The organism is Sphingobium chungbukense, assembly GCF_001005725.1.
GTDB classification, from domain to species: domain Bacteria; phylum Pseudomonadota; class Alphaproteobacteria; order Sphingomonadales; family Sphingomonadaceae; genus Sphingobium; species Sphingobium chungbukense.
On the sequence record NZ_LBIC01000022.1, the window covers coordinates 14,601 to 30,472 of the forward strand.

Consider the following 15,872-nt stretch of genomic DNA (forward strand, 5'->3'; position numbering starts at 1 on the left):
AGTGAGGGTCTACGATGAGCAAGACGACGAACAAGTTCGCCCCTGAGGTTCGGCAGCGAGCGATCCGGATGGTGCTGGATCACGAGGGCGATTATCCCTCACGCTGGGCTGCGATCACATCGGTTGCCGAGAAGATCGGGTGTTCCGGTCACACGCTGCTGGAATGGGTGAAGAAAGCGGAGGTGGACAGCGGCAAGCGCGGAGGCGTGCCGACGGAGACCGCCGAGAAACTCAAAGCATTGGAGCGTGAAGTCCGCGAACTGCGGCAGGCCAACGAGATACTGCGCAAGGCGTCGGCATATTTTGCCCAGGCGGAGCTCGACCGCCCGTTCAAACGATGATCGCCTTTATCGACGAACATCGCGATGCCTATGGGGTCGAGCCGATCTGCCGGGTTCTGCCGATCGCCCCATCCACCTATCACGAACGCCTTGCCAAGCGGCGAGACCCGGCTTTGCAATCTGCTCGTGTCCGGAGAGATGAGGAGCTGAAGCCCGAAGTTCTGCGGGTCTTTGCCGAGAACTTCGGTGTTTACGGTGCGCGCAAGATATGGCGGCAGATGAAGCGCGAAGGCTTCGATGTCGCGCGCTGCACTGTGCAGCGGTTGATGCGAAATCTTGGTCTGCAAGGGGTGATCCGCGGCAAGCCGGTTCGCACCACGATTGCAGACAAGGCGGCCCCACGCCCGCTCGATCAGGTCAACCGCCAGTTCCATGCTCCGGCGCCGAACATGCTATGGGTTTCCGACTTCACCTATGTCGCGACCTGGGCGGGGTTCGTCTACGTTGCCTTCGTGATCGACGTCTACGCCCGTTACATTGTGGGTTGGCGCGTCAGTAGAACAGCGCATGCCAGCTTCGTGCTGGATGCGTTGGAGCAGGCCATCCACGACCGACAGCCCGTTCATCGCGGCGGCCTGGTCCATCATAGCGACCGCGGATCGCAATACGTGTCCATCAAGTACACCGAACGCCTCGCTGAAGCCGGCATCGAGCCATCCGTCGGCAGCGTCGGCGACAGCTACGACAACGCTTTGGCCGAAACGATCAACGGCCTCTACAAAGCCGAAGTGATCCACCGTCGAGGACCTTGGCGCTCGTTCGAAGCCGTCGAATACGCCACGCTGGAATGGGTCGATTGGTTCAACAACAGGCGCCTGCTGGAGCCGATCGGAAACGTTCCGCCCGTCGAAGCGGAGCAACGCTACTACGCCATGCTGGACGACGTCCCACTGGCTGCCTAATTTAAGAAAACTTGCCTCCGGCAATCTCGGTGCGGTTCAGTTGGTCAAGTCGTCTTTCCGCCGCGAGATCCATCCCCAAAAGCGTATCCTTGCTCGACTGGCTCCGCGCACCTGCCAAAGGCTTCGGGCGGAACGATATCCAAATGATGCAATCCCGTATCACTGAACTTCAATCGCTTGGTGCTGATCGGCTTGCCTTGCCGAACCTGACAGTCGGCCGGATTCGCCTCCACGCTGTCCGTATTGCGCGCCAAAAAGCGGCCACCCTTTCCCGCCTCACCGAGCCCCGGCGCACGGTCGAGATTGGCTGCTGGTTGAGGCTGCAATTACTGGAAGCGACTGACGCCGTTTTGATGCAGACCGGTCGTCGAATTGGGCAGCTGTGGAGTCAGGCGCGGAATACGGTGGAAGAGCGCGCGCTGAACGAGCTGAAACTCTATCGGTCCAGTTTAGGCATCATGATCGGCGCGCTCGACGACCGCCAAATGATCGATGCCGAATTTCGACAGGTCGCGCTGCGCGCGATGCAGCCCTTGCGATCCTTGCCTGCGACAAAAGGCAAGGTTGCCGCCATTCGCGTTCAAATGAGCGAAGCGCCATCGCGACTTCGCGCCCTCATGCAACAGGTCTGCACGTTGCCGATCGATGTCGCGGCTGCTCATCCGCTTCAGCAAGCACTGGAAACCCTCGCTAGTAAATATTCCAAACGCCAAACAGATCTGATGGAGTGGGAATGCGAGCCGTTCCTTCGGTCGCCTTCCGGCGCCGCAATATTGGGCGGTAACCCTGGCCAGAGGTTTGCAGCCTTCGAAGTGGCTACGGCTATGTTGTTGAAACGCGCCCTTCGCAATGGATCTGCCAGCTCACGCCACAGCGTGCATCACCGTAGTATTGCCGATCAGCTCATGCCAGCTATCACCTGGGCGAATTCTCGGGCACAAGCCTTGCGGAACAATGGCTGGCCAACGACGATCGAGGCTTACCTTCGCCGGTTTCAGGAACCGCTTGCATTGCGGATGGAAATGCTCGGCGAAGCCATCGCCGATGGCGAAATCGGCATTGCCAACGATCGGTTCCAGGTTCCGCGGCTGTCGGCTGCGCCAAAGGATCCCGCTGTCGACGAAACTAGGTCTGCGTTGTTCGGTCAGATCGGCGACGTCCAACTTCCCGCGGTGATGGTCTCCGTCGACTGCTCGACGGGATTTTCGAGCGTGCTTTTGGGCCGTGCCCCTACCCGTCCTGCCGAGCTGGAAGTGCTCTACGCTGCATTGCTGGCGCTTGGTACGGAAAAGACCGCCGCCGACATGGCTCGCATGTTGGACGGCGTGAGCGATGATCGCATCGAGATGATGATGCGAACGCTGGAAGAGAACGCACAGTTTCGGGCTGCAAGTGACCGTGTGGCTGCATCGATGCTCGCCAATCCCATCACGCGCCTGTGGGGCTCCGGCATTGCTGGCTCGGCCGACATGATGAGCATGGATGCGACGCGCCATCTCTGGCTGGCCCGGATTGAACCTCGGCGGCGCACTCCGGCAGTTGGCACGTACACGCATGTCGTCGATCAATGGGCAATCATCTACGATCAGCCCGTGCTGCTGAACCTCAGACAGGCGGGCGTCGCGATCGAAGGCGCGCTGAACCAGAAAGTCTGCGAACTGCAAAGGCTCGCCGTCGACACCCATGGGTTCACCCATTTTGCCATGGCCGCCGCCAAGCTCCTTGGTTTTGATCTGGCTCCACGACTGGCCGATCTGGCGACGAGGAAATTGTACCTGCCCGATGGCGTAGCCGTTCCGCAAACCCTCGAACCCATGGTGGTGCGCGTCAAAGTCTCGCGGCTTGCCAAGGAAGGCTGGGACAGCCTGCTCCATGTGATCATGTCGCTGAAGACCGGCCACAGTTCGGCCGCGACAATCATCGATCGGCACGGAAGTGCGGCAAGAGGCACGGCAACCTATGAGGCCGGGACATTGGTCGGGAAGGTCCTGCGTAGCCTTTTCCTGCTCGATTACCTGGTCAAGCCTGACTTTCGACGCGAGGTGCATCGCAATCTGTCTCAGGGAGAATCCGTGCACCAGCTGCAACGGGCAATCCTGGCGGGCAGGATCGAGGCGAAACACGGACGCAAGCACAGCGAGATTGTGGCAGTCTCAGGCGCGCTGACGCTGCTGACAAACATCGTCATGGCTTGGAAAACTGCAGCGATGCAGGAGGTCGTTGATGCGCGACCGGGCCGCTACCCGCCGGAATATCTCGCGCACGTAGCACCTGTCGCGGTCCGCCACAGCAACATGCACGGAAAGCTGCACTTCCCGATCAGGGAGCGTGGGCACCCGCGCAAGGCTGCGACCCCATAACCTGCACAAAATCCCAAGCTACTGAATTAATGAGGAAACTTCACGATGGTAATTTCTAAATCGTTGAATTTATCCCGTTTTCCTACCGCTACTTTTGGCGAAACCCGTACGGGAACCCCCGATACGGCGGTTTCGCCGCCTCTGACACGGCGCTATCAAACCGGAAACGACCCAGAATCGGGTTGGAGGGAATATTGACGGTCCGGCCACAGGCACATTCGATACGCATGTCGATCCGCGACTCAGCCCAATTCTGAAGGGTTGCAAATTGATCGACTGCATCCATTCAGCGCTTCCACCGTTTGGGACCAGCGGCTCAAGCGATACAGTGTTTCGGCAGTTAGAGCGGAACTCAAGTTGAATTAAACACCTGATATTGATGAAGAACGTCGGTTCGAATATAAGCCTCTTGGAGGCTGCTGTGCTTAAGATCGACCTGAACACATATGGAATGACGCAGGATAGCCCTGCTTGTCCAATCGTGCACATGACGCAGGATGAGTTTGATCCGCTTCAGCCCAATCAGATTGGAGACGGAGACGAGACTACCGCCCAACGTATTGGCTACGCCATCGCCTATCTCATCGCATTCTCGTGCGTCGCCTATTTCATCTACATTTGATCCCAATCTATCTCCGTAAGCGGGGATCCTGGAAGAAGCCTATTTCATGATCAGCGTTCACATCTGCCTGAACATCCGCTGATCCCCGTACCGCAGACGCACGCTGGATTTCTGCATTGTCGCGAACATTATCGATCGAATCTTTACCCTGATTGATGATTCGGCCTGCTGCTCCTGCATCGCCGGTATCTGGTCCATTCGGAATCCCCTCCACGGAATGCGGATGATATGTCGCGCGGACGGTGTCGAAATTTCCGATCTCTCGATGAGGAACGTCCACAAGGTTTGGGCTATGTATCAATTCCTGCACATCCTCTCGGATCGCCGATTGCTTTTGCTGCATCCATGAACCGATCAACGCATTCCTCGCATCACGCTGCTGATCGGTCAGCGTGGTCACCCACAATTCTGGAGCACCCATTCCAGGATTGCGGGACTGCTCCATGCGATACCAATCCGCTAATTCTTGCGAAAGATTGGCGCTTAGTTGCATTCCATGGGTTTCGGCATAGCTCGCGTCACGACTAAGCTGCTCCGATAGTTCGTGGAGTTTTCGTGCGGTCTCTTGGTACGATTTGGCGCGCGAAAGTGAATCCTCCGTACTTCTGGATGAACTCGCAGACATTGAAGCCCGATCGAATGTTCCATCACGGTCATAGGTTCCAAGCGTCTCGTTGGCATTTGAACCATTTGCATGCTCGTCACGCATATTGACCGAAGAGGAATTATTTGATTCCGTATTTCGTTGATCGGAGTTGCTGTGACGCATCGTATCAATTTGCTGCCCGGTTTTGCTAACTGTCCCACCAACACCTGGTAATACGCTACCAATACCGCGGCCGCTTTTTCCCTTTGCACCAGCCCCTGCACCACCGATGCCGGCACGTATCTCGCCAGCGACGGCGTCAATTGTTCCAGCCGTCCTATCATGACCTTGCGAAATGCTTTGACTTTGACCAACCGACGACCTCTCCTCTGTTCCTGCACTGGACGACGCCGTGTTACGATCGAACCGTTCGATCGACGTCCCAGATGAGCGTCCGCGGCTGCTGTCCCACCCGGAACTTTGCTCACTCGACGTGCCAAAGGCGCTGCGATTGGTGTGGGTACTGGTGAGGATGTCCGAAGCCGCGGCTTCATAAGCTTTGGCCTGCCGCTCCGCGACGCTCGCCTGCTCCCTGAGTTCGGACACAAAGCCGGTCGATGCGCGGGGTTCGACATCAAGGCGCGAAATCGCCTGATGCATGTCGATCACCTCGCTGCCATTGCCGAACGCCGACATCACGGACCCATTGTCATTGCGGAAGCTATAGGCCGGCCCACCGTCCTGGTACGTCGCCGCAGTGTTCCACTGGTCGCTCTGCCGCATATTGGACGTCTGGTTTGCCCAGCTCACATTGCCATAGGCGTAATTGCCGGTGGTCTGCTCGAGCGCGGCTGCCTCCGCCGCATTCTGCGCCGGCGCCAGCATCGACATGGATTGGCCGGCGATCGACATGGCGCCCCGCGCGAGCCCGGCGGCGAGAAACGGCACGCTCATCAGCATGAACCCGGCGATCGTCGCGGTTTCAGCGTTGACCGCGCCAATGCCGGCATAGGATCCGAGCGTCATGCCACCCTCGGCCACGCCGGTCGCGGCTTCCTCTGCTCGCGTCATGCAGATCATGTGAAGCACCACATAAAGCGGTCCCCAGGCAGCGAGATAGAAAAAGCCCGTCGCATAGCCCTTGAGCGCCGACACCCCGGTTTGCGGCATGAGGAACAGCGGGAAAATCACCGGGAACATGGCGAAGAAGACGACCGTCAGCACGATGTTGAGGATCGGAACCCAGGCCATCGCCTGCTGGGCGATGCTGTTATAGGTGTTGCGCGCCTGCATGTCGGCGCGGGTCTGCGCGAAGCTGTCGATCGCGCCGGCCGCCGCCCCACCCACCATATTGTTACGCGCCTGCATGAAGGCGTTGATCGCCGTATTCTGGCGCATCGCCTGGGCAAAGCCATCGCCGGACCCTGTAAAAGCGCCATTGACGACAGGGATGTCATGTTTGAGCTTGTCGGCGGCCAGCGTGTTGCTGAGCTTGGGATAGGCTTCCTTCCCCCAGATCGGCGCATGCGCATCGATCATCGGTGCCCATTGCGCGTCGAGCATCTGATAGGCCTGGCGGCAGGTCACGATATAAGGCGTGACCGTGGTGCCGCTGCGTTCGAGCCATTCCTGTGAGCGCGATTCCGCCTCGGTGGCGATCGCCGCCCAGAGATCGGTCGCCTTGGCCAAATCGGTCAGCGATTTTTGATAGAGCATGATGTCGCCGAACACGCACTGCTTCATATATTGCTCAAGGTTCGTCGAAAATTCAGCATCGCGGATGATGAAATTGCGGGTCGCGTCAAAGAGCCGCGCGCCGTAGATGAGGCCGTTGGTGGAATAATTGAGCTCGCTTGGCATGACGAACACGGTCTCGGCCGTGCGGGTCAGATAATCGCCGATCTGGGTGGTGAAGCTTGCCAGTACGCCGAGGCCTAACGGCACATTTTCGACGGTGGCAGGGGCAAGGCTGGGATTGATGCGGTCGGTCACCTTGATGCTGACCGTCGGGACCATCAAGCACATATAGATAAGCGTCGCCTGCAGGAACCAGTTGAGCCAGGCCTTGTAGTTCAGGGTGAAGGCGACGACGAACAGCGAGTAGATAAGGCCCATCACCATGGCGACGCGGATCATAGAGCGATAGCCCCCGCCGCCTGACCAGGCCGCGACGGCGTTGAAGGTGTTGACGAGATATTCGCCGCCGCCGACCGTGAAGACCTCCAGCATCGCCCGTCCCTCCCGCCTAGTTGAGGCCCTGGGCGGACAGCCCGCGTGAGAAGCTCAATGCCGCGGCCATGCCTGGCGACATGCTGTTTTGGAGCGTAGATTCCAGTGCCATGGTCCGGTTGATCACCTGCATGGTCACCTGGAGCTTGGTGTTGAGCTTCATCTCGCGCTGGGAGAAGCGCTGCCGGGCTGCGGTGATCTGCTGCTTCCACTGATCGGCGGTCGCCTGGTCGGCCGTCTGATAATGGACCTTCGACTGCTCGACCCGGTCCATCATATTGTCGAGCATGGCGTTCAGAAGGTCGACCGCGACGATCTCCGACAGCGCCTCGGTTTCGCCATAGGTGAGCTGCGTATGCGCATAGGCGTAAACGGTCAGGATCTTGTAGAGCGGGACGGTGGCGAGGTTGAGCAACTGGCGTTCAGCGGCGGTGAGCGCCGTGTTGGAGCGGACCTTCCCATACATGTCATCGATCATCTGCTGGATGCGGGGGCGAAGGGCGCTCGCCCGGGGGATGGTCAACGTCTGCTCACCCACATCATAGCAATCCCCATCATTGCATTTGAGAATCTTGACCGCCGAGCCGCCTTCGGTGCCATCGAGCAGCGCCGTCACCACCGCATCCTCGGCAGGCCCGAACATCACCACCTTGCCGCCGACGCTGGCATCGGTCGAGGGCGTCGTGACGATCGTGCCGACCAACGTCATCACATATTCGGAAAATTCCTGGTCGAACGCCCCGAATTTGGCGGATTTGCTGAGCGCCTCCCAGGTATAATTATGCTTCTCGCCGACCAGCTGGTCCTTCATCGCCGCGTCGGAATTACCCGCGATTGTGCTGTCGCGGCTCCCGCCATTATTGCAGCCCTGGCGCGAGGCGGCCCAATCGGAAAAGACACCCTGGCTGTTGCCGACCGCCTCGCAGATAGTGGCGCGGGTCGTGTCCATCTGCGGCCATATGCCGCCGACCAGCGCCTGCGCGGTCTCGCAGCTGGAGATGTTCATCTGGTTCAACAGTTGCGCCTTTTGGCTGAACTCGTCCATGACCTTGCCGATTTCAGGCGAGACGGAATCGATCGCGAGCTTGAAGGCAAAGCCCAGCGCATTGTTGGCGGTGGCCTTGAGCATCGCCACGATCTCGGACGCGTTGATGAAGGAGAAGGAACCTGAGAAAAGATCGATGCCGCCGCAGCCCGCACGCGCGCTCGGAAGCTGGAGGTTGAAGGGCGAGACGCTTTTCTGCGGAAAGCGCGTCCAGACATTGCCCAGCGAATAATAGCCCGCCGACTGGCCCTGGAAGGCGGTGGGCCCGGTGATGTTGGCAGCGCCCCCCGCATCATTGAAGAAGCTGTTCATCTCGGACGCCACATTGGCGTCGGCAACGCCGATGACGCTCAGATGCACCGCCGTCATCAGGGTGACGGCAGCAGCCCCGCGCTGAAGTAGAGAACGGAGCCTGCTGTCTTTGCTTGGCTGTGCCATCAATAATCACTCCCCACCTTGGTGTTGGTCAGCATGAATATCCGATCCATGATCTCGTCGGCGCTCAGCATCCCGAACCCGACGGGGACCGTCCGCTTGGTCGCGGTGTCGAACAGGACCAGCGCCGGCGTCTCGTTGCCCGGCACACCCATGCGCACGCGCTGGCCCGCATCCACCACATAATCGGGAAAATCGCGGTTCGGCCCGCCGTCCATCGACACCGCCATCACCGCCATGCCATGGCTGTCGGCCACGGATTTGAGGATCGGCCCGAATATCTCGCAGGCGCCGCAGCTTTGCGCGTAGAAATAGAAAAGCCCGTAGCGCTGCCCCAATGTTTCCAGCACTGCGTCTCGATCGGCCTTGCGATTATCGAGCCAGGCGCGCTTGCCGACCGTACTGACCGGCCGCTGAAGCGTGTAATCGAGATCGGGGTTCTGCCAGAGCGCCCGCTGCCAGGTGTCTGAGAAGGTCGAGGCGCGATCGAGTTGCTCCCGCTGGAAACGGACATAGGCGATGACATTCTGCTCTGTCGGTTCGAGGATCGCTCGTGCCTTGAGCTCATCCAGTTCCTTCGTGATCGCCGCCATCCGATCGGCGGCGCTTTGCTGGGGCGTTTGCGCTGGCTTTTCCGGTTCAGCCTTGGGCCTGACGCAATAGAACCACTGGCCGAGGCGGCGTTCCCGGCAATAGAAATCGTCTCCCGCATCGGACTGCTCCACGCCATCGGTCGCCGCACCGGGTTCGTCCGCGTGGACGGGAGCGGAAATTATGGCCGATGCCAGCATCCACGCCACAAGCACGCTTTTCATCGCCATTTTATCGACCCTCCTTGCCTTAAACACGCGACCTCAATGGCCGCCGGGCGCGCTGTCCAGTTCCCCCTTGGTGAGCTGCAGCACCGACATCATCAGCGCGACATCGAGCAGCCGCGTGCCCTGGTCGAGCATGCGGATGATGCCGTTCATGAGCGGTCGGGCCATGTCGCGGCCCTGGATGGTTGCGCGAAACCGGTCGCCGCGCTTGATGAGCCAGCCGCGCCCGGTCATGTGGCCGACGCTATCGGCAAGGGACTCACCCGGAATCCCGCAGTCGAACCATCGCCCTACTCCATCGTGAATCTCCTGCGCGCGCATCGGCGAAGGGCTGCGATAGACGCAGATGAAGATGGCAAGCTCGAAGGCGGTCATGTCCCATCCAAAGGGAGCGCGGGGCGCCATCATCTCATTGGCCATGGAGATCATAATATCCCTGTATCTTCGCTTGAATGTCCGTCATGGTCTGGACTTCATCAGGCAGCTTGGCCGCGTCCATGAACTCGGAATAGACTTCGGTAAAATCCATCACCGAGAGATCGAGGCTCGCAAACTCCTCGATGGTAAAGCCCTTGCACTGCTCCTTCTTGGGCTTGTCCCAGGGCTTGTTCAGCTGGATACGGCCCTGTTCCTGCAGGATGCGCGAGAGCTTGCTCTCAAAACAGCAATAGGCGGTACGCTTGGTCTTGCAGATGCCCAGGATGCTGGACGAGCAATAGGTGCCGACCTTGTGGCAAAAGCCCATCCGGTCCTTGATATCGAGCTTCATCTCGCCCTGCGAGCAGGCGAAGAGCGTCAAGAAAGGCGTCGCCAACGCCGCGATCGCGGCGGGGCCGCCGGCAAGCGCCGCCGCGCCCGCGCCGATGGTCAACAGCCCGGAGGTCTTCCCCGCGCAGCAGTTGATGAGCCCAAATACCGGCTTGTGGCAGCTGTCCCGTTCCCCTGAAAAGACGGTGAAATTATTTTCGTCAAACTCCTTGCCGGCTTGGTCGATCGAGTGGAGCGCCACCAGCGCGTCCTTGAACTCGGTCGAGGCCTCACGGACGATCGGTTCACAGTCGCCGTTGATGCAGTAGACGTCGCCGCCGCAAATATATTGCTTCTCCGCACCCCGTTCGCTCTGCGGCACCGGGCAGCGATAGACATTTTCAAAGACCTTGCAGGCGCCAGGGTCGTAGGCCGGATCCTCCTCGTCATCGATGCATTCCTTGCGCAGGAAGCTGCATTGGGCATTGGCCTCCAGATCAGCGCAGTCATTGCCCTCGCCGATAATGGTGCATTGGTAGCTGTTCGCTTTGGCCCAGCAATCCTGTGTGACGCTCACCCCATCGACCATCCGGGTCCTGGGTTCGCTGTCCGTGCAGACCGACGATGTGAGCGTGCATTGTCCATTGCGGACCGGCGCAACGCAGGAAGCCAGGTCATCCGCCGTTCCGACATGCACCTTGGTCGTGCCGCTCCCTAAGTCCACCACCGGCGCCGGGGTGAAGCAGCCGAAGGCATCGCAATATTTCTTGCCGTTTGTCGACGCTGCGGGCGCCGTGCAGCTATAGGTGCGCACGGTGTTGGATTGATAAAGCGAGCGATCCTTATTGAGGCGGCCCACATAGCGGCGCTCTACGGTGAAGCTCGTGCTTTCGAGGCTACACGTCGGGGCGGTTTCAAAGCCGGTGCAACTGCTGCTGCTCGTGTTGGGATCCCATCGGATCTGCTTATGCCACACCTCATTATACCAGTAGCCGCAGCTGTACCGGTATGCCGTCTTCTCCTCAAACTGCGGAACCTGGGGCACGGTGCAGCTGGGCTGGCTCTGGTCAACGCTGGCGCCGGCATTGCAGGTTGCCTCATAGCTGCTGGACTGCCCGTCGCCCGGCGGCAGCGCGGTGCAACTGCCACTCGTGCCGCCGATCTCCTGGCCCTGCAAATAGCTGCCCGGATCATTCTCAATCGTGGTCGCCCTGCTGGCTGTCGACTTGATCTCGTCATTGTCGAAGGTCGCCCGTGTTCGATCCGCGTCCGTGGTGATCCGGTAGCTCTCGCTCGTGGATTTGAGCGCCGCACTGTCATTTTCGAGTTTCTCAGGGTCATCGAAATAGTCCCCCTGCTGCAGGCTCGACCCAGCATAGCCCGGCACGGCCTCAGCCTGCGATTGCTCGCTGGGCACCAGCGCGCCGTTCGACCGCATGGCGTTGCCGAGACCCTTCCCCTCTTCCCGCGCCTGTTCCTGCGTCATTTGCGCGTATAATGGCGCTGCCGCGGCCGCAGCGCTGATCAGCAGCAGCAGCGCGGCCCTGTATCTCACGGCTTTGCCCGGTCCATATGAGCGAGCGCGATTCCTGCAACCTGTGCGCCTGGCCCATGGCCTTCCGCAAAGCTGCTGAGCGCATAGCGGACCGTCACATTGCCCGTCATCCGGTCATGCGGCGGCACCCGTGTCTGGCAATCAAAGCCCGCACAGACGTCAAAATCGGAGGAGACCGCGACATAGGTCGGGACCGCCGCCACATCGAAGGCGCGGAAGAGACGTGGATCGATGCCGATATTCGCCATATCCTGTTCGTCCACGATTTTCCCAAGCTGGCCGGCGAAGACCTTCATGCTGTTGCCGGGAAAACCGCGAAATACGACGATGCCGCCGGCCGCCGCTGTATCCCGCACCATCTGCTTTAAAGACGCTGGCGGCATGGAGAGGCTGGCAAAGGCGATGAACTGCGGTGCCTCGCCGGGCTTGGCGGTGAGATTCTGCGCCGCCCCCTCGACGATCGCGTCAAAGTCGATGGGGCCGGCAGGTCCGGTCGGGAGATCACTCGCGGCGACCCGCTTCATATTTTCCGTGCCGTACTCATGCACGCTGAGCGCCTCTTCCCGGAATGCGTCGCCCCGATCCTTGACCTCATCGACAAAGGCATTCGCTTCCGCCTGCATGTCCGCCGCGCGCTTCTTGACCGCCTGGACGTCGATCCCCTCGACAGTCTGGGCGAGCAGTGCCGAGAGGCCGGCGGTGGCGAAAAGGGCGGCAAGCCCGATCCTGGCGAGATGCATGGCGTCCCTCCCCTAAAACACGCAGCAGTTGCGCTTGCGCCAGACCAGATAGCCCATATCCTCGCCGACGGCGGGGAAGGCCCGGCCCGCGTCGGGCGGAAAGGTCGAGGCGCCGATCGCCGAACATGCGAAACGTCCCGAGACCGTCGGGATTGGGTTCACCATCTGGAAGCGATATTGCTGCTTGCGCATGATCGGCATCAGATATTTCTTGCACAGGCCCTTGGACCCCATCGTCCCCCAGGCCAGCGCCTGGCGGTGCATCTTGTAGGCGAAGCGCGACAGGGCGAGCCGGGAGGATTGCACATGGCCGATCGATGAGGGAATATTTCCGTTCATGGGATACATGGACCCCTGGCAGCCCGCACACCAGAAGAGCGGATCGAGCGGCACGCCGACGGTGCCCGCGATGCAGTCCGCGGCGCAAGCGGCCTGCGCGACGGGGTTGGCAAAGACGATCGCTTCGGGGTTGATGAGGCCCGAGAGCGCATCATCCTGCCAGAGCGGGTCGACCTCAGTCATATAGGCGATGTCGAAGCTCGCCTGCTCGAAGCAGACGAAGTCGGTCAATACCTCCATCCAATAGAGCAGCGGATAGACATACCAGTGGACATGCCATTTGGCGGTGCTTTGCGAGCGCCCCCCGACCATCGAGGGCCCGGTCATATAGCCCTGGCCGATATCGAAGCCGGGCGCGACGCGGATGCCGCCGAGATTGGGGAAGCACCAGGGCTTCATGGTGACATCGGCGAGGCGTGCCGGTTCCCAGAAGCCGACCGAAATGCCGATGCGCGGGAGCGGGTCGGCGCAGGCGCAGATGGGCGAGGCGGGATTGCCGGTATCGGGCCGGTTGCCCGGCCAGATCTTCGTGCCGCCGACCGAAAGAGGAAACAGGCAGGACCAGCAGACATCCGTGATGGGATTGGCGAATTTGCCGTGACAGGTCGGCCCCGCTGCCTCGGCGCGCTGCGGGGTGAGAGCGAACGCCGCCAGCAGGCCGAGGATCATCAGCAAGGCGCGAAGGCTGCGCATCATTCGCCCTCCCCGGCTTGGGTGAGCCACTCCGTGTCCGCCCGATTCTTGACGCGGAGATAGATGAGGCTGTGGGTGGCGGTGAGGAGCATGAGCCCGGCGATGAGGAGCGAGGCCCTGCTGCCGAGGAGTTGCTTCAATGGGTCGAGCAGCAGGATGGTGGTGGCGAGGGCGAGGTAAAGACCCTGCCAGACATGCCGCATCGCCCGCAGGAACCGGGTTTCGGGCGCCGCCATCGGCGTGCGCAGGAGATCGAGCCAGAGCGGCATCATCCGGCCCTCTTCGCGTCGAGCAGCAGCTCTTCGATCTGCATGACCCGGCCCGCAGGCCGCACCACGGCGGGCGTGTGCTGGATGCCGAACCTGGCGGTAAGCCGCCCCTCCTGATCGAAATAGAAACGGCGTTTGCGGTTGGTCATCTCATCGATCGGTGAGCCGCTGACCAGGATGATCTTCGCCTTGGCGTCGCTGTACCGGGTCGTCGCCCAGGTCATCTGGGCCGCGTCGTCGCCATTGACGAACACCAGCGCCTGGGTGAGCCGCACAAAATCGAGCGGATTGATCTTCTGCCCCGCCGCCGCAATAAGTGTCCCCTTCTGGTCCCTGATATCCTGCTCGAGCGTGACCGTCGGATCGAACTGCCAGCTGCGCGCCGCCTGCGCAGGCGTGATTCCGGCCACGGGATCGGGCCGGCGGACCTTGGCTTCCACCCTCTTGGCAAAAGCCGCGTTCATCCGCGCCAGTTCGCCGCTCGCCTCGGCGCGTTTCAGCCGCGCTTCGATAGTGGCCAGGAGATCGGGTTCGATGACCGGGAAGGTTTGGCCGACCGCGCCATAGTCCCGCGCTTCCGAACGCATTGGGCCGATGATCAGCAGGGCACCCGCCAGCGCAGCGCCGGCGATGGGGACGGTGAGCAGCACCCTCACAGCACGGGCACCCCTGCCCCGAAGATTTGCCGCGCGCAGACAAGACCAATCTCGCCATAGCGGCTGTCGAACCCGTCCTTGTGCGGCGTGCCGACATAATAGCAGCTATTCGGGATCACGCCGGTCGGTCCCGGCGTTAGCCGCTCGCCGAGGCGCGTACGCGCCTTCCTATGCGCGACCGGCCGACCGTTGATGCGAACGTCGGTGCCGTCATGGCTGATGACATCGCCCGGCATGCCGTAGACAATCTTGCCGAATAGCGGCGTTGGGTTCCCGAAGTGCCGTCGCACCAGCGCATTGGCGGGCGGATCGAAGAAGATATAGTCACCGCGCGCCGGAACCTTGGTGCGGTGGATCAGGAACGCCCAGTTGGGCAGCGAGTCGGTGAGGTTGATCAGCACCGCATGGCGCTCGCGCCAACCGTGAAGGGCCTGCCAGGCGCCATAGCCGATGACGGCGATGCCGAGCAGCGCCCAGAGCCGCTTGCGCGGACGCCAGCCCGATACGCGCGGGCTATCACTGACCACCAGCGCCATCGTGCCCTCCAAAGCTTGAGACCGAAGCGCCCATCCCGCCGGGATACTCACCTGCCAGAGGCACGGGCGCGAATGGTGACGAGGCTCCGGCGGGCGACGGCATGGCGGGCATCGGCGACGGAGCAGACGCCTGCGATTGTGGAGTTGGCATTGGCCCTTCAAGACCACCGGTCTCGCGCTGAAGGCTCAGCAATTGCTGGGCGCTCGCTTGCTTTGGCATGGCGATGCCCGAGGCATAGACGGCCTTTTTGATGCTCTCGGTGATGTCCGGCACATTTTTGGACAGGACCGCCTCGCCCACCATGACGATCTCGCCCTGGCGCGAGCGTCGTTGCAACTCCTGGTCGAGCGTGCCCATGAAACGGCGCATTTCGGCCTCGACCTGGGCGGGCGAGGATGCCGAATGCGCCTGCGCCTGGACATATTCGCCGACAATGGTCGAGAGGCGCGCCGACACGATCCGCTCGGCCGGTGGCGCGAGCAAGGTCTTGGTGACCCACATGCCCCAGACCAGGGCCGCGGCCAACGCCGCGCCACCCAGAAGCTGGCCGCGGGTGAAGCCTGCAAACAGGCTGGTACGGCGTGGACGGAGGACGGGGTCCGGCGCGGGCAGATCGAGTTCCTGCTGCTCAGCCATGGCGGGCGCTCCTCTGCGGCGCGGGCAGGATATGATGGCGGCGCAGGATCATGAGGAGAAGGGCCGCGCCGCAATAGATGGCGACGGCCAAGTGCCGGAAAGCGGCAAGCCGCGCAGGATCGGCCGCCAAATAGCGCGTGGTGAAATTATGGAGCTGGATCACCATGCCATCGATTGAAAAGCCGCCGATCGCGAAGAAGAACAGGGCAAGGAGACCCCAGCTCAGGAGCAGGGTCGTGGCCAAAAAGCCCGCCAGTTTCAGCGTCAGCGCTGCCAGGCCCGCCCAAAACTGGCGCGACCGCCGCCGCTCCGCTCTCCGCACGATCTCCTCACTAGCACTGATTGTCAGTTCTCGCATGACT

General features: G+C 61.2%; 15 protein-coding genes and 1 other annotated feature. Of the genes, 3 read left to right on the plus strand and 12 right to left on the minus strand.

Annotated features, from left to right (window positions below; all coding sequences use genetic code 11):
• Positions 1-14: 14 nt before the first annotated feature.
• The 3 genes from YP76_RS25775 to YP76_RS25790 all read left to right on the plus strand — a co-directional run bounded on the left by YP76_RS25775 (position 15) and on the right by YP76_RS25790 (position 4,225).
• A protein-coding gene (locus YP76_RS25775; protein WP_099187114.1) for an IS3 family transposase occupies positions 15-1,243 on the plus strand; the annotation gives its coding sequence in 2 pieces (ribosomal slippage) (positions 15-303 and positions 303-1,243; 1,230 coding nt in all).
• Positions 296-412, plus strand: a sequence feature (AL1L pseudoknot). (Overlaps the previous gene by 117 nt.)
• Positions 1,244-1,332: 89 nt before the next feature.
• Positions 1,333-3,603, plus strand: a complete 2,271-nt coding sequence (locus YP76_RS27460) for a Tn3 family transposase (protein WP_062017345.1) — start codon at positions 1,333-1,335, stop codon at positions 3,601-3,603.
• A gap of 379 nt (positions 3,604-3,982) precedes the next feature.
• Positions 3,983-4,225 (plus strand): hypothetical protein, encoded by a 243-nt coding sequence (locus YP76_RS25790; RefSeq protein ID WP_046766234.1) that lies wholly within the window; start codon positions 3,983-3,985, stop codon positions 4,223-4,225.
• A gap of 7 nt (positions 4,226-4,232) precedes the next feature.
• Here YP76_RS25790 and YP76_RS25795 read toward each other — a convergent pair whose 3' ends face one another.
• The 12 genes from YP76_RS25795 to YP76_RS25850 form a co-directional block, all read right to left on the minus strand.
• Positions 4,233-7,040: a conjugal transfer protein TraG N-terminal domain-containing protein gene (locus YP76_RS25795; protein WP_046766235.1), complete on the minus strand. Its 2,808-nt coding sequence runs from the start codon at positions 7,038-7,040 to the stop codon at positions 4,233-4,235.
• Positions 7,041-7,056: 16 nt separating this feature from the next.
• Complete coding sequence (locus tag YP76_RS25800; RefSeq protein ID WP_405053760.1) at positions 7,057-8,454, minus strand: conjugal transfer protein TraH; 1,398 nt, start codon at positions 8,452-8,454, stop codon at positions 7,057-7,059.
• Positions 8,455-8,522: 68 nt separating this feature from the next.
• Complete coding sequence (locus YP76_RS25805) at positions 8,523-9,311, minus strand: conjugal transfer protein TraF (RefSeq protein WP_405053759.1); 789 nt, start codon at positions 9,309-9,311, stop codon at positions 8,523-8,525.
• Between the two features lie 63 nt (positions 9,312-9,374).
• Positions 9,375-9,758, minus strand: coding sequence for a hypothetical protein (locus tag YP76_RS25810; RefSeq protein WP_226869716.1), 384 nt, complete (start codon positions 9,756-9,758; stop codon positions 9,375-9,377).
• Positions 9,748-11,640, minus strand: coding sequence for a conjugal transfer protein TraN (locus tag YP76_RS25815; RefSeq protein ID WP_046766237.1), 1,893 nt, complete (start codon positions 11,638-11,640; stop codon positions 9,748-9,750). Before YP76_RS25815 ends, YP76_RS25810 begins: the two co-directional genes overlap by 11 nt.
• Positions 11,637-12,380 (minus strand): type-F conjugative transfer system pilin assembly protein TrbC, encoded by a 744-nt coding sequence (trbC, locus tag YP76_RS25820; protein ID WP_046766238.1) that lies wholly within the window; start codon positions 12,378-12,380, stop codon positions 11,637-11,639. Before trbC ends, YP76_RS25815 begins: the two co-directional genes overlap by 4 nt.
• Before the next feature lie 12 nt (positions 12,381-12,392).
• Positions 12,393-13,412, minus strand: a complete 1,020-nt coding sequence (traU, locus tag YP76_RS25825; protein WP_405053758.1) for a conjugal transfer pilus assembly protein TraU — start codon at positions 13,410-13,412, stop codon at positions 12,393-12,395.
• Positions 13,412-13,684, minus strand: coding sequence for a hypothetical protein (locus tag YP76_RS25830; RefSeq protein WP_319024297.1), 273 nt, complete (start codon positions 13,682-13,684; stop codon positions 13,412-13,414). Before YP76_RS25830 ends, traU begins: the two co-directional genes overlap by 1 nt.
• Entirely contained in the window at positions 13,681-14,337 is a 657-nt protein-coding gene (traW, locus tag YP76_RS25835; protein WP_046766240.1) for a type-F conjugative transfer system protein TraW, read from the minus strand. The genes YP76_RS25830 and traW overlap by 4 nt, the downstream gene beginning before the upstream one ends.
• Entirely contained in the window at positions 14,334-14,873 is a 540-nt protein-coding gene (locus YP76_RS25840; RefSeq protein WP_046766241.1) for a S26 family signal peptidase, read from the minus strand. The genes traW and YP76_RS25840 overlap by 4 nt, the downstream gene beginning before the upstream one ends.
• Complete coding sequence (locus YP76_RS25845) at positions 14,854-15,510, minus strand: type-F conjugative transfer system protein TrbI (protein WP_046766242.1); 657 nt, start codon at positions 15,508-15,510, stop codon at positions 14,854-14,856. The genes YP76_RS25840 and YP76_RS25845 overlap by 20 nt, the downstream gene beginning before the upstream one ends.
• On the minus strand, positions 15,503-15,868 hold the full coding sequence (locus tag YP76_RS25850) for a hypothetical protein (RefSeq protein WP_046766243.1): 366 nt from the start codon (positions 15,866-15,868) through the stop codon (positions 15,503-15,505). Before YP76_RS25850 ends, YP76_RS25845 begins: the two co-directional genes overlap by 8 nt.
• Positions 15,869-15,872: the final 4 nt, after the last annotated feature.

Excerpts from the sequence above, each read along its gene's own strand:
- YP76_RS25830 (WP_319024297.1), bottom strand. The coding sequence starts at position 13,684 with ATGATGCCGCTCTGGCTCGATCTCCTGCGCACGCCGATGGCGGCGCCC.
- YP76_RS25795 (WP_046766235.1), bottom strand. The coding sequence starts at position 7,040 with ATGCTGGAGGTCTTCACGGTCGGCGGCGGCGAATATCTCGTCAACACC.
- trbC (WP_046766238.1), bottom strand. The coding sequence starts at position 12,380 with ATGCATCTCGCCAGGATCGGGCTTGCCGCCCTTTTCGCCACCGCCGGC.
- YP76_RS25840 (WP_046766241.1), bottom strand. The coding sequence starts at position 14,873 with ATGGCGCTGGTGGTCAGTGATAGCCCGCGCGTATCGGGCTGGCGTCCG.
- traU (WP_405053758.1), bottom strand. The coding sequence starts at position 13,412 with ATGCGCAGCCTTCGCGCCTTGCTGATGATCCTCGGCCTGCTGGCGGCG.
- YP76_RS25810 (WP_226869716.1), bottom strand. The coding sequence starts at position 9,758 with ATGGCCAATGAGATGATGGCGCCCCGCGCTCCCTTTGGATGGGACATG.
- YP76_RS25850 (WP_046766243.1), bottom strand. The coding sequence starts at position 15,868 with ATGCGAGAACTGACAATCAGTGCTAGTGAGGAGATCGTGCGGAGAGCG.
- YP76_RS25845 (WP_046766242.1), bottom strand. The coding sequence starts at position 15,510 with ATGGCTGAGCAGCAGGAACTCGATCTGCCCGCGCCGGACCCCGTCCTC.
- YP76_RS25800 (WP_405053760.1), bottom strand. The coding sequence starts at position 8,454 with ATGACGGCGGTGCATCTGAGCGTCATCGGCGTTGCCGACGCCAATGTG.
- YP76_RS25805 (WP_405053759.1), bottom strand. The coding sequence starts at position 9,311 with ATGCTGGCATCGGCCATAATTTCCGCTCCCGTCCACGCGGACGAACCC.
- YP76_RS25790 (WP_046766234.1), top strand. The coding sequence starts at position 3,983 with ATGAAGAACGTCGGTTCGAATATAAGCCTCTTGGAGGCTGCTGTGCTT.